This is a genomic window from Streptomyces sp. NBC_01276 (genome assembly GCF_041435355.1).
Lineage (GTDB): Bacteria > Actinomycetota > Actinomycetes > Streptomycetales > Streptomycetaceae > Streptomyces.
Window position 1 is genome coordinate 1,304,127 of the sequence record NZ_CP108442.1, and the last position, 12,932, is coordinate 1,317,058.

The 12,932-nt window shown below is 72.6% G+C and carries 10 protein-coding genes; 7 read left to right on the plus strand and 3 right to left on the minus strand.

The genetic code is table 11. From position 1 onward, the window contains the following. Position 1: 1 nt before the first annotated feature. Together OG295_RS05450 and OG295_RS05455 are read right to left on the minus strand one after the other, a co-directional pair. Positions 2–835, minus strand: coding sequence for a M55 family metallopeptidase (locus OG295_RS05450; protein WP_371675813.1), 834 nt, complete (start codon positions 833–835; stop codon positions 2–4). Positions 836–1,064: 229 nt separating this feature from the next. Then, entirely contained in the window at positions 1,065–1,508 is a 444-nt protein-coding gene (locus tag OG295_RS05455; RefSeq protein WP_371675814.1) for an SRPBCC family protein, read from the minus strand. Between the two features lie 647 nt (positions 1,509–2,155). On the opposite strand from OG295_RS05455, the gene OG295_RS05460 reads away from it, so the two are divergent. Then, the gene (locus OG295_RS05460; protein WP_371675815.1) at positions 2,156–3,745 is read left to right on the plus strand and encodes an alpha/beta hydrolase; all 1,590 of its coding nucleotides are present in this window, start codon (positions 2,156–2,158) and stop codon (positions 3,743–3,745) included. A 24-nt stretch (positions 3,746–3,769) separates the two neighbouring features. After that, positions 3,770–4,201 carry a RidA family protein gene (locus OG295_RS05465; RefSeq protein ID WP_371675816.1) on the plus strand — a complete coding sequence of 144 codons (432 nt, stop codon included), beginning with the start codon at positions 3,770–3,772 and terminating at the stop codon, positions 4,199–4,201. A 94-nt stretch (positions 4,202–4,295) separates the two neighbouring features. Here the strand turns inward: OG295_RS05465 and OG295_RS05470 are convergent, their stop codons facing one another. Then, complete coding sequence (locus OG295_RS05470; protein ID WP_371675817.1) at positions 4,296–4,865, minus strand: HEAT repeat domain-containing protein; 570 nt, start codon at positions 4,863–4,865, stop codon at positions 4,296–4,298. Between the two features lie 469 nt (positions 4,866–5,334). On the opposite strand from OG295_RS05470, the gene OG295_RS05475 reads away from it, so the two are divergent. The 5 genes from OG295_RS05475 to OG295_RS05495 all read left to right on the plus strand — a co-directional run bounded on the left by OG295_RS05475 (position 5,335) and on the right by OG295_RS05495 (position 12,930). Continuing rightward, positions 5,335–7,149 carry a 3-hydroxyacyl-CoA dehydrogenase family protein gene (locus OG295_RS05475; RefSeq protein ID WP_371675818.1) on the plus strand — a complete coding sequence of 605 codons (1,815 nt, stop codon included), beginning with the start codon at positions 5,335–5,337 and terminating at the stop codon, positions 7,147–7,149. A 178-nt stretch (positions 7,150–7,327) separates the two neighbouring features. Further along, positions 7,328–8,149 (plus strand): TetR family transcriptional regulator, encoded by an 822-nt coding sequence (locus OG295_RS05480; RefSeq protein ID WP_371675819.1) that lies wholly within the window; start codon positions 7,328–7,330, stop codon positions 8,147–8,149. A 389-nt stretch (positions 8,150–8,538) separates the two neighbouring features. Beyond that, positions 8,539–9,876, plus strand: coding sequence for a crotonyl-CoA carboxylase/reductase (gene ccrA / locus OG295_RS05485; protein ID WP_371675820.1), 1,338 nt, complete (start codon positions 8,539–8,541; stop codon positions 9,874–9,876). A gap of 31 nt (positions 9,877–9,907) precedes the next feature. Beyond that, complete coding sequence (locus OG295_RS05490) at positions 9,908–11,959, plus strand: protein meaA (RefSeq protein WP_371675821.1); 2,052 nt, start codon at positions 9,908–9,910, stop codon at positions 11,957–11,959. Next, complete coding sequence (locus OG295_RS05495) at positions 11,956–12,930, plus strand: CoA ester lyase (protein ID WP_371675822.1); 975 nt, start codon at positions 11,956–11,958, stop codon at positions 12,928–12,930. The genes OG295_RS05490 and OG295_RS05495 overlap by 4 nt, the downstream gene beginning before the upstream one ends. Positions 12,931–12,932: the final 2 nt, after the last annotated feature.

The following is a 12,932-nucleotide window of genomic DNA, read 5'->3' on the forward strand; positions in this document are numbered from 1 at the left end:
GTCAGCCATACTGCTCCTCCACGGCCGCGGAGACGACCGTCGTGACGGCTTTGAAGGTCCGGATCCCCTCGTACATGGTCCCACTGGTGTAGGCGATCCGGCGTTCGGCGCAGCGTTCGACCCCGGGGACCACGGTGGCGGCCATCGACAGGTGTTCGGCGTCGAACTCCACCTCCACCGCGAACGGGCCGCCCCGTACCGGCTCGTGGCGGACGGCGAGGGCGACCGCCTCGGCGGCGGCGGCCCGGATGTCGGCGGCGGTGCGGGCCGGGGTGCGGCAGACGGCCGCGTAGCGCGAGACGTGGTCCTTGACGGCGACGGTGCGCGCGTCGGGGGCGTAGGCGGCGGCGTCGGCGCAGGTCAGGTCGTCGCCGGTGACCAGGATGACGGGGACCCCGTACTCGGCGACGACGTGGGCGTTGAGCAGTCCCTCGCTGGCGCGCAGGCCGTTGAGCCAGACCCCGGTGATGGAGTTGGCGAGGTAGGTGTGGGCGAGGACCCCCTCGGCGCCGGCGCCCGTGTGGTAGCCGACGAAGGCGACGCCGTCGACGTCCCCGTGCTGCACGCCCTCGACCATGGAGAGGGACTTGTGACGGCCGGTGAGCATCTCGGCCCGTGCGTCGAGCCGCTCCAGCAGCAGGTTGCGCATGGTCCAGTGGGCCTCGTTGACGAGGACCGCGTCGGCGCCGCCGTCGTAGAGGCCGAGCACGGCGGCGTTCACGTCGGAGGTGAACATGGCCCGGCAGCGCTCCCACTGGGCGGTCCCGGGCAGTACGTCGGCGGGCCAGGTGACGCCGGTGGCGCCTTCCATGTCGGCGGAGATGAGGATCTTCATCGTGCCCCCGGTGGGTCGGGTCGCGGAGGGCCCCACCCTAGCCGCCCGCCCCCCTCCGGTCCCGGGGGCCACGCCCGGGGGGCGGCGCCGGGCGGGCCGGCCCTCGGGCCCGGTAGCGGGCCGGGACCCGGCCGGGGCGCCCGGCCGGGGCGCCGGGCGGCTCACCGCGGCGCGGAAAACCACCCGAACCGGTGAGCCGGTTCCCGGGGTGCCGCGGCAACGGCCTTGCTCAGGACTCGACTTCCTGCGCGAGGTTCGCGAGGACGGTGTCGTAGATGCGGCCGAGGCCCTTGGGCGCGAAGGTGCGCTCGAAGAAGCCGCCGATGCCGCCCGCGCCGTTCCAGACGGTGCTGACCACGGCCTTGGACTTGCCCTCGCCCGCGGGGGTCACGGTCCAGGTGGTGACCATGGAGGAGTTGCGGTCCTTCTCCACGAGCTGGCCGTCGGTGGGCTCGGTGACCTCCAGCAGGCAGTCCCGTACGCGCTTGCTGGTGGCCTGGAGCTTCCAGTGGACCAGGGTGCCCTCGCCGTCGCCGCCCTCGCGGACCTCGTACTCGCTGAAGTGCTCGGGGAGCAGCTTGGAACGGCTGCCGGTGTAGTCCGCGAGCGTGTCGAACACGGTCTCCGCGTCGGCCCCGATGATGCGCTCCGTGGTGGCCTCGACCTGCGCCATACCTGTTCCTCCAGCAGTCGTTCTCGCTCGTCGGCGGCAAGCCAACCACCTCCGGGGCGGGCGCCCAAATCCGGGGCCCGGGGAAGCGCCCCGCACGCTCACGGGAACGTCCGTGCCCCTCCGGGCGGGCGGGCCGGCCCGGAGGGGTCCGCGCGCGGGGCGGACCGGACGGCCCGGCATCCCGGCTCCGCGCCCTCCGGGGCGGACGACCTGGGCCGTCGCCGCGCCGGGGGCGACGCCCGCGACACCCCCGGTACTCCATCTGCGGCCCGGACCGCGCGAGCGGTTCGCGGCCCGGACCGGGGGGCGCCACCCCCACCCGGTCGAGCGCCGCGCACGCGTGTACGGGGCGGGCCGCGCGCGCCGGCCGGTCGCCGGCACGGGGGCGCGCGCCAAGTCCGCCGACCCGGTGCCGAATTCGGCACCGGCCCGTCAGGACCGCGGGCGGCGCGAGCCGCACCCGTCCCGGAGCGTTCCGGGGGCCCCGCCCCCCGCGGGGCCGGCCCGGCCGGCCCTCCGGCGATCACCCCGATGGCCGCGCGCGCCTGCCGAGGGGTCATCACATCGGGCCAATAGGCTGCCCAATCCCGTCTTCCCGCGACGGTTTCCGGGACGATTCCGCCCAGAACCCTCGGCTGGGAGGCCCCATGCTGCACCCCGTTCCGCATCCGTCGAAGAAGCGCGCCGCCGTACTGCTGTCGCTCTCCGCCATCGCCGCCGCCCTCGCGAGCCCGGTCGTCGCCGCTCCGGCGCCCGCCGCGGCGCCCGCACCCGCCCCGGCCGCCGCCACCCTGCGCTGGAGCGGCTGCGCGACGCCCCGCTACCCGACGCTGCAGTGCGCCTCCCTGAAGGTCCCGCTCGACCACGACCACCCCGCCGGGCGGCAGATCTCCCTGGCCCTGACCCGGGTCCCGCACACCGCCGCCACCTCCCAGGGCCCCCTGCTGGTCAACCCCGGCGGCCCGGGCGGCAGCGGGCGCACCCTGGCCGGTTTCGTCGCCTCCGCTCTGCCCAAGGACGTGGCCGGCCAGTACGACGTGATCGGCTTCGACCCCCGGGGCGTGGGCAAGAGCGAGCCCGTCCTGGACTGCGGGGCCGGTCACTTCAAGCCGGTCCGCCCCGACTCCGTACCCCTCGACCCGGCGACCGAGCAGGCCAACCTGGAGCGGGTGCGGTCCTTCGCCGAGTCCTGCCAGACCAAGCACGCGGACGTCCTCCCGTACGTGGGCACCGTCTCGGCCGCCCGCGACCTGGAGGTCCTGCGCACGGCCCTGGGCGCCGAGCGGCTCAGCTACTTCGGCTACTCCTACGGGACCTACCTGGGCGCGGTCTACGCCCGCCTGCACCCGGACCGGGTGCACCGCCTGGTGCTGGACTCCGTGGTCGACCCGGGCGGGGTCTGGTACGAGGACAACCTCGCCCAGGACCAGGCCTTCGACGCCCGCCACAAGTCCTTCCTGGCCTGGGTGGCCCAGTACGACGCCACCTACCACCTGGGCACCGACCCGGCCGCGGTTGAGGAGCGCTGGTACGCGATGCGCACGGCGCTGCGGTCCGCTCCGGCGGGCGGGAAGGTGGGGCCGGCGGAGCTGGAGGACACCTACATGCCGGGCGGCTACTACAACGGCTACTGGCCGGCCCTCGCCGAGGCCTTCGCCTCGTACGCGGTGCGCGAGGACCCGAAGCCGCTCGTGGCGGCGTACGAACGGTTCGCGGCGGTGGAGCCCTCGGCGGGCAACAGCTACAGCGTGTACACGGCGGTGCAGTGCCGGGACTCGGCCTGGCCCCGGGACTGGAACCGGTGGCGGGCCGACATGTGGCGCACGCACGCCAAGGCGCCCTTCATGACCTGGAACAACGCCTGGTACAACGCCCCGTGCGCGTTCTGGAAGACGGAGCCGCTCCAGGCTCCGGACGTGACGAACCACGACCTGCCCCCGGCGCTGCTGTTCCAGGCGACCGAGGACGCGGCGACCCCCTTCGAGGGCGCGGTGACCATGCGCGACAAGCTGGCCGGCTCGGCGCTGGTGGTGGAGGAGGGCGGCGGCAACCACGGCGTCGCCCTGAGCGGGAACAAGTGCCTGGACGAGAAGCTCGCCGCGTACCTGAGGACGGGTCAGGCCGCGGACGCCACCTGCCCGGCCCAGCCCGCCCCGAAGCCGGCCGCCGCGACGCGCGCGGTGCCGCCGTCGGCCGGGGGAGCCGCCCTGCACGGACTGCTGGGGTTCCGCGGCTGACCCGTACCCGGCAAGATCGTGTCCATGACCATTTCTGAGAACGACGGCGGCGCGCTCACCCGGATCACGGCGCCCGAGGGGGTCGCCCCCGGCCACGGCTACCAGCACGTCGTCTGGGGGACGGGGCGTTTCGTGGCCGTCTCCGGGCAGTGCGCGCTCGACGAGAAGGGCGAGGTGGTCGGCGAGGGCGACCCGGCGGCCCAGGCCCGGCAGGTGTTCGAGAACCTGCGACGGTGCCTGGCCGCGGCCGGGGCCGGGTTCGAGGACGTGGTGAAGCTGACCTACTTCATGACGGACACGGCCCACTTCCCGGCCGTCCGGGCCGCCCGCGACGCGGTGATCCCCCCGCACCTGCTGCCGGCCTCCTCGGCGGTGGTGGTCTCGGCCCTGTTCCGGCCCGAGCTGCTCATGGAGATCGAGGCCTTCGCGATCGTCCCGGAGACGGGCGGCCGCTGAGGGGCGCCCGCGGAAGGGCGGCCGCGGAAGAGGAGCGGGCTGAAGGGCGGCCGCCGGGGGACGGCCGCCGCGCCGGGCGGCCGGCGGGACCCGGTTACGCGTCCGGGTGGCCGGCCAGCAGCCGGCCCAGGGCGTCGGTGGCCGCCGCCGCCAGCCGGGGGTGCGCCTGGGCCCGGACCAGGACGTCGCGGGCGCGCGGGTCGGCCAGCGCCCCGAGCCCCTCGACGCAGGCGAGGGCCACCCGCCAGTACGGGTCGTGCGGCGCGAGCAGCCTCGACAGGGTGGCCATCAGCGCCGGGGCCGACTCGGGGGCCCGCAGCGCGGCCAGCAGCCGGACCGGGTGCAGGGCGTAGGCGGTGCGCAGGGCGTTCGTCGCGAGCGCCGCCGCCGCGCGGGCGGTGCGCGGGTCCCCGAGGACGGCGAGCGCCTGCGCGGCGGCCTCGCAGCGCGCCGGGTCCCGGTGGTTGAGCAGCAGGACCAGCGGCTCGAAGGCGCGCCGGTCCCGGGCCAAGCCGAGCCGGTAGGCCGCCAGTTCGCGCGCCCACAGGTGCCGCCCGGCGGAGGTCAGCGACGCGGCCAGCGCGTCGGGACCCGCCACGAGCAGTTCCTCGTACTCCGGCGATCCGTCCGCCTCGGCCCGCAGGCGCTCCAGCACGTCGTTCACACGGCCACCCTAGGGCCGGGCGGGCCTCGCCACGCCCCGTTCGGCGGAGTTCCGCAGGACCCGGTTGATCGATCATCGATGATCGGTACATTTGGGCGGTACAGGTCACATCTCCGTGCTCTGGCGCGCCAGTTACCACCGGGTTACTGTCGATCCCACACGCACGGGACCGGCCTGGTGACGCAGCCTCCCGTGCCAGTCGGTTCACCGCACCACCCACACGCACGGCAGGACCCCGGGACAGGGTCGTGCCGCCCGGGCCCGCCGCATCCGGCCTCCCCGGACGCGAGCACCGCGGGCCCACCCCGCACGGCACGCCCGTACGGCTCTGCGCGCACCGCGTCGACGCACGGCGTCCCCGCACCGCGTTTCCGCACTTCTCCGCACCCCTTCGCCGTACGGCACCCCGCGCGCACCGTGCACCGCGCGCGCTTCCCAGTCGTCACCCTCATTCCACTGGAGTCCCGCGATGGACCTTCCGTCCACGTCCAGTCAGTCCACCCCGTCCAGCAGTCCGCGCACCGTCGCCGTCGTCGGCCTCGGCACGATGGGCACCGGCATCGCCGAGGTCCTCGCCCGGGCCGGCCGCGAGGTCATCGGCATCGACGTCAGCGAGGCCGCCGCCCGCCGGGCCACCGCCTCCCTCGCCGCCGCCACGGCCCGCTCCGTCGCCAAGGAGCGCCTCACCGAGCAGGAGCGCGAGGGGGTCCTGGCCCGCTTCCGCACCTTCACCGACCTCGGCGCCGCGGCCGACGCCGACCTCGTCATCGAGGTGGTCCCGGAGGACTACGAGCTCAAGCACCGCCTCTTCGACGAGCTCGACGCGATCGTGCGCCCCGACACGATCCTGGCCACCGGCACCAACGCCCTGTCGGTGACCCGGCTCGCCGCCGAGTCGCTGCGCCCCGAGCGGGTGCTCGGCCTGCACTTCTTCAACCCGGCCCCGGCGATGAAGCTCGTGGAGATCGTCTCCTGCGTGCTGACCGCGCCGCCCGCCGTCGAGGCGGTCACCGAGCTGGCCCGCGAGCTGGGCAAGCAGCCCGTCGCGGTCGGCGACCGGCCCGGTTTCGTCGCCGACGGCCTGCTCTTCGGCTACCTCAACCAGGCCGCCGCCATGTACGAGGCGAAGTACGCCTCCCGCGAGGACATCGACGCGGCGATGCGGCTGGGCTGCGGGCTGCCGATGGGGCCCCTGGCGCTCCTCGACCTGATCGGCGTGGACACCGCGCGCACCGTGCTGGAGGCCATGTACGCCTCCTCCGGCGACCGGCTGCACGCCCCGGCCCCGATCCTCGGCCACCTCGCCGAGGCCGGACTGACCGGCCAGAAGTCGGGCCGCGGGTTCTACACCTACGAGGCACCGGGCAGCGCGGTGGTCGTCCGCGACCTGCAGACCCCGCTGGACGGGTCCCTGCTGGGCACGGGCCGTCCGGTCTCCTCGGTGGGCGTGGCCGGCTCGGGGACCATGGCGAGCGGCATCGCCCAGGTCTTCGCGCAGGCCGGCTACGACGTGGTGCTGGCGGCCCGCAGCCAGGAGAAGGCCGAGGCCGCGAAGGCCGCGATCGGGAAGTCCTTGGGCCGTGCGGTGTCCAAGGGCCGCCTGACCGAGGAGGCCGCCGCGCAGACCCTCGGCCGGATCACCCCGGCCGGTTCGCTGGAGGCCTTCGCCGAGGTGGACCTGGCGGTGGAGGCCGTCGCCGAGGACCTGGCCGTCAAGCAGGAGCTCTTCGCGGGCCTGGACAAGGTGTGCAAGCCGGGCGCGGTCCTGGCCACCACCACCTCCTCGCTCCCGGTGATCGCCGTCGCGCGGGCCACGGCGCGTCCCCAGGACGTGATCGGCATGCACTTCTTCAACCCGGCCCCGGCCATGAAGCTGGTCGAGGTGGTCCGGACCGTCCTGACGGCCGACGACGTGCACGCCACCGTCCGCGAGGTCTGCGCGAAGGTGCGCAAGCACCCGGTGGACTGCGGGGACCGGGCGGGCTTCATCGTGAACGCGCTGCTGTTCCCGTACCTGAACAACGCGATCAAGATGGTCGAGCAGCACTACGCCGGCATCGACGACATCGACGCCGCGATGAAGCTGGGCGGCGGGTACCCGATGGGGCCCTTCGAGCTGCTCGACGTCGTCGGCCTGGACGTGTCGCTCGCCATCGAGAAGGTCCTCCACCAGGAGTTCCGCGACCCCGGCCTGGCCCCCTCCCCGCTGCTGGAGCACCTGGTCGCGGCGGGCTGCCTGGGCCGGAAGACGGGCCGCGGATTCCGTGAGTACGCCCGCCGGTAAGGGGACTCCCCCCGATCCGGCGGTCCACGAGCAGGATGCGTGGGGAGGGCTGCTCGGGTCCGCCGGACCCTCACGGCGGACGAACCCTCCCGGGCCCAGTGCGGGCCCTCCCCCGCATCCACCCCTGTCCGACCCCCCACAGGCGCGCTCGCCCGCGCGAATGAAGTACTTTCGCTCTATGTCCCAGCCCGCCAAGACCTCACCCCGCGCCTCCTCGGCCTCCGACGCCCCGGAGAGCGCGGCCGGCACGCGGGCCGCCGCCCAGCGGCTCAAGATGCGCCGCGAGCTCGCCGCGGCCGCCATGGAGCTCTTCGCGACGAAGGGGTACGAGGCCACCACGGTCGACGAGATCGCCGCGACCGCCGGGGTGGCCCGCCGGACCTTCTTCCGGCACTTCCGCTCCAAGGAAGAGGCGATCTTCCCGGACCACGACGACACCCTGATCCGTGCCGAGGCGGTCCTGGACGTGGCCCCGGCGCACGAGCACCCGCTCGACACGGTGTGCCGGGGGATCAAGGAAGTCATGAAGATGTACGCCGCCTCGCCGGCGGTGTCGGTGGAGCGCTACCGGCTGACCCGCGAGGTGCCGGCGCTGCGGGAGCGGGAGATCGCCTCGGTGGCCCGGTACGAGCGGCTGTTCACGCGCTACCTGCTGGCCCACTTCGACGAGCAGGACCACCACGACGGCAACGACGATCCGCTGCTGGCCGAGGTGGCCGCCTCGGCGGTGGTCACCGCCCACAACCACGTGCTGCGGCGCTGGCTGCGGGCCGGCGGGCAGGGGGACGTGGAGGCGCAGCTGGACCACGCCTTCTCGATCGTCCGCAAGACCTTCGGCTCCGGGATCGGCGCGGGCCGCACGGCCGTCGCGGGCGCCCCGGACCCGGCTCCGCAGGCGGCCGTCCGCACCGAGGGCGAGGTGCTGGTCGCGGTGGCCCGGACCGACGCTCCGCTCGACGAGGTCATGAGGACCATCGAAGAGGCACTCAGGAACAAGTAGTCACGCTCGTCACAGTGGCCGCTCCCGATTCGGGGGCGGCCACTTTCGTTTGTCCGGGTTGCCCCTACTCGCCGGTAACTCTGATCGATCATCGCTCATCTGCGCAGGTCAATAGGCAAATGAGAGAAAGTTTTGGCACGCGGTGCCTTGCTGAGTGACACGGGGTGCCATACGTTGAATCTCGTCCGGATGTCCCCGCGGCCCACGCCCACTCGGCACGGAACGCGCCCCGGATGCCTGCGTCACCAGGCCCCGCGCACCTCACCACGGGTGCGCCAGCACCACCGCTCCGCCGGACCGACGGCACTCGCAGCACCCCCACCCGCTCCCACGCACGCAACGCGTATCCCTCAGCGCACCCTCATCAGCGCTCAGCCGGAGGCAATACCGTGAAGGACATCCTGGACGCGATCCAGTCGCAGGCCGCTACGGCCGCCGACTTCGCGGCCCTGCCGCTCCCCGACTCGTACCGCGCGATCACCGTGCACAAGGACGAGGCGGAGATGTTCGCCGGGCTCACCACCCGCGAGAAGGACCCCCGCAAGTCCCTGCACCTCGACCAGGTCCCGGTCCCCGAACTCGGGCCGGGCGAGGCCCTGGTCGCCGTCATGGCCTCCTCGGTCAACTACAACTCCGTGTGGACCTCGATCTTCGAGCCGGTGTCCACCTTCAGCTTCCTGGAGCGCTACGGGCGCCTCTCGGAGCTCACCAAGCGCCACGACCTCCCGTACCACGTCATCGGCTCCGACCTCGCGGGCGTCGTGCTGCGCACCGGTCCCGGCGTCAACGCCTGGAAGCCGGGCGACGAGGTCGTCGCGCACTGCCTCTCGGTCGAGCTGGAGTCCTCGGACGGCCACAACGACACGATGCTCGACCCCGAGCAGCGCATCTGGGGCTTCGAGACCAACTTCGGCGGCCTCGCCGAGATCGCCCTGGTCAAGTCGAACCAGCTGATGCCCAAGCCGGACCACCTCAGCTGGGAGGAGGCCGCGTCCCCGGGCCTGGTCAACTCGACCGCGTACCGCCAGCTGGTCTCCCGCAACGGCGCCGGGATGAAGCAGGGCGACAACGTCCTGATCTGGGGCGCCAGCGGCGGCCTCGGCTCCTACGCCACCCAGTTCGCGCTGGCCGGCGGTGCCAACCCGATCTGCGTCGTCTCCTCCCCCGAGAAGGCCGACATCTGCCGCGCCATGGGCGCCACGGCGGTCATCGACCGCAACGCCGAGGGCTACAGGTTCTGGAAGGACGAGCACACCCAGGACCCCAAGGAGTGGAAGCGCTTCGGCAAGCGCATCCGCGAGCTGACCGGCGGCGAGGACATCGACATCGTCTTCGAGCACCCCGGCCGCGAGACCTTCGGCGCGAGCGTCTACGTCACCCGCAAGGGCGGCACCATCACCACCTGCGCCTCCACCTCCGGCTACATGCACGAGTACGACAACCGCTACCTGTGGATGTCCCTCAAGAAGATCGTCGGCTCGCACTTCGCCAACTACCGCGAAGCCTGGGAAGCCAACCGCCTGGTCGCCAAGGGCAAGATCCACCCCACCCTCTCCAAGGTCTACTCCCTGGAAGACACCGGGCAGGCCGCCTACGACGTCCACCGCAACCTCCACCAGGGCAAGGTCGGCGTCCTCGCCCTCGCCCCGCAAGAGGGCCTCGGCATCCGCGACCACGAGCTGCGCGCGCAGCACCTCGACGCGATCAACCGCTTCCGCAACGTCTGAGTCCGCTCAAAGGCCATAAGGATCGCCTGAGATGACAGAGCGCCAGAAAGACCGTCCGTGGCTCATGCGGACGTACGCCGGCCACTCCACGGCCGAGGCGTCCAACGAGCTGTACCGCCGCAACCTCGCCAAGGGGCAGACCGGCCTGTCGGTGGCCTTCGACCTGCCGACGCAGACCGGCTACGACCCGGACCACATCCTCGCCCGCGGCGAGGTGGGCCGGGTCGGGGTCCCGGTCTCCCACCTGGGCGACATGCGACGGCTGTTCCAGGACATCCCCCTGGAACAGATGAACACCTCGATGACGATCAACGCCACCGCCATGTGGCTGCTGGCGCTCTACCAGGTGGCGGCCGAGGAGCAGGGAGCGGACGTCTCCCTGCTCCAGGGCACCACCCAGAACGACATCGTCAAGGAGTACCTCTCGCGCGGGACGCACGTCTTCCCGCCCGGGCCGTCGCTCCGGCTGACGACGGACATGATCGCGTACACGGTCAACCACATCCCGAAGTGGAACCCGATCAACATCTGCTCGTACCACCTCCAGGAGGCCGGGGCCACCCCGGTCCAGGAGATCTCGTACGCGATGTCCACCGCGATCGCCGTCCTGGACTCGGTGCGCGACTCGGGCCAGGTGCCCGAGGAGCGCTTCGGCGAGGTGGTCGCCCGCATCTCCTTCTTCGTGAACGCGGGCGTCCGCTTCATCGAGGAGATGTGCAAGATGCGCGCCTTCGGCCGGATCTGGGACCAGGTCACCCGGGAGCGCTACGGCATCGAGAACGAGAAGCAGCGCCGCTTCCGCTACGGCGTCCAGGTCAACTCGCTGGGTCTGACGGAGGCGCAGCCCGAGAACAACGTCCAGCGGATCGTCCTGGAGATGCTGGCCGTCACCCTCTCCAAGGACGCCCGCGCCCGCGCCGTGCAGCTGCCCGCCTGGAACGAGGCACTGGGCCTGCCCCGGCCCTGGGACCAGCAGTGGTCGCTGCGCATCCAGCAGGTCCTGGCGCACGAGAGCGACCTGCTGGAGTACGAGGACATCTTCGCCGGCTCCCACGTCATCGAGGCCAAGGTCGACTCCCTGGTCGCCGACTGCATGGCCGAGATCGACCGGATCCAGGAGATGGGCGGTGCGATGGCCGCCGTCGAGTCCGGGTACCTGAAGGGCGAGCTGGTCGCCTCGCACGCCGAGCGGCGCGCCCGGATCGAGGCCGGCCAGGACAAGATCGTCGGCGTCAACTGCTTCGAGCAGACCGAGGAGAACCCGCTGACGGCCGACCTGGACGGCGCCATCATGACGGTCGACCCGGCCACCGAGGCGCTGACCGTGGAGCGGATCGTCCGCTGGCGGGCCGAGCGGCAGGAGTCCTCGGACCGGCAGGGCGGCGGCGACCCGTTCGTCTTCCCGACGGTGATGCAGGCCCTGGACCGGCTCAAGGAGGCCGCCGCCGGGACCGAGAACCTGATGGAGGCGACCCTCGAATGCGCCCGTGCCGGTGTCACCACCGGCGAGTGGGCGAACGCGCTGCGCGAGGTCTTCGGCGAGTTCCGCGCCCCGACCGGGGTCTCCTCGGCCCCGGTGGCCGTCACCGCCGAGGAGGGCACGCCGATGGCCCTCGTCCGCGAGAAGGTCGCCCGCACCGCCGAGGACCTCGGTTCCGGCCGGCTGCGCCTGCTGGTCGGCAAGCCGGGCCTGGACGGGCACTCCAACGGCGCCGAGCAGATCGCCGTACGGGCCCGCGACGCCGGATTCGAGGTGGTCTACCAGGGCATCCGGCTGACGCCCGAGGAGATCTCCTCGGCGGCACTGGCCGAAGACGTGCACTGCGTGGGACTGTCCATCCTGTCCGGCTCGCACAGCGCGCTCGTGCCGGACGTGCTGGAACGCCTCCGCACGGCGGGGGCGGGTGACGTACCCGTCGTCCTCGGCGGCATCATTCCGAACGCCGACGCCATCGCGCTCAAGGCGGCCGGAGTCGCCGCCGTCTTCACACCCAAGGACTTCGGTATCACGGAGATCATCGGCCGTATCGTCGACGAGATCCGGAAAGCGAACAAGCTCGACCCTCTGGAGGTCTCCGCATGACCACGCCCACGTCTCCCGTGAACCGGCTGCGGCCGCGCCGTTCCTGCCTCGCGGTGCCGGGCTCGAACCCGCGGTTCCTGGAGAAGGCCCAGGGCCTGCCCGCCGACCAGGTCTTCCTCGACCTGGAGGACGCCTGCGCCCCGCTCGCCAAGGAAGGCGCCCGCCACACGATCGTGGACGCGCTGAACAACGGCGACTGGACCGGCAAGACCCGTGTGGTGCGCGTCAACGACTGGACCACCCACTGGACGTACCGTGACGTCATCACCGTCGTCGAGGGCGCCGGCCAGAACCTCGACTGCATCATGCTGCCGAAGGTCCAGGACGCCCAGCAGGTCGTGGCGCTCGACCTGCTGCTGACGCAGATCGAGAAGACGATGGGCTTCGAGGTCGGCAAGATCGGCATCGAGGCGCAGATCGAGAACGCCAAGGGCCTGGTGAACGTCGACGCGATCGCCGGCGCCTCGCCGCGGCTGGAGACCATCATCTTCGGCCCGGCCGACTTCATGGCCTCGATCAACATGAAGTCCCTGGTCGTGGGCATGCAGCCGCCCGGCTACCCGGCGGACGCCTACCACTACATCCTGATGCGGATCCTGATGGCGGCCCGCATGCACAACCTCCAGGCGATCGACGGCCCCTTCCTGCAGATCCGCGACGTGGACGCCTACCGCGAGGTGGCCGGCCGCGCCGCCGCCCTGGGCTTCGACGGCAAGTGGGTCCTGCACCCCGGCCAGGTCGACGCCGCCAACGAGGTCTTCTCCCCCTCCCAGGAGGACTACGACCACTCCGAGCTGATCCTCGACGCGTACGACTGGTGCACCTCCGAGGCGGGCGGCAAGAAGGGCTCCGCGATGCTCGGCGACGAGATGATCGACGAGGCCAGCCGCAAGATGGCCCTGGTCATCGCCGGCAAGGGCCGGGCCGCCGGCATGCAGCGCACCAGCAAGTTCGAGATCCCGGAGGCCTGATC

Excerpts from the sequence above, each read along its gene's own strand:
- OG295_RS05450 (WP_371675813.1), bottom strand. The coding sequence starts at position 835 with ATGAAGATCCTCATCTCCGCCGACATGGAAGGCGCCACCGGCGTCACC.
- OG295_RS05455 (WP_371675814.1), bottom strand. The coding sequence starts at position 1,508 with ATGGCGCAGGTCGAGGCCACCACGGAGCGCATCATCGGGGCCGACGCG.
- OG295_RS05460 (WP_371675815.1), top strand. The coding sequence starts at position 2,156 with ATGCTGCACCCCGTTCCGCATCCGTCGAAGAAGCGCGCCGCCGTACTG.
- OG295_RS05465 (WP_371675816.1), top strand. The coding sequence starts at position 3,770 with ATGACCATTTCTGAGAACGACGGCGGCGCGCTCACCCGGATCACGGCG.
- OG295_RS05475 (WP_371675818.1), top strand. The coding sequence starts at position 5,335 with ATGGACCTTCCGTCCACGTCCAGTCAGTCCACCCCGTCCAGCAGTCCG.
- OG295_RS05480 (WP_371675819.1), top strand. The coding sequence starts at position 7,328 with ATGTCCCAGCCCGCCAAGACCTCACCCCGCGCCTCCTCGGCCTCCGAC.
- OG295_RS05490 (WP_371675821.1), top strand. The coding sequence starts at position 9,908 with ATGACAGAGCGCCAGAAAGACCGTCCGTGGCTCATGCGGACGTACGCC.
- OG295_RS05495 (WP_371675822.1), top strand. The coding sequence starts at position 11,956 with ATGACCACGCCCACGTCTCCCGTGAACCGGCTGCGGCCGCGCCGTTCC.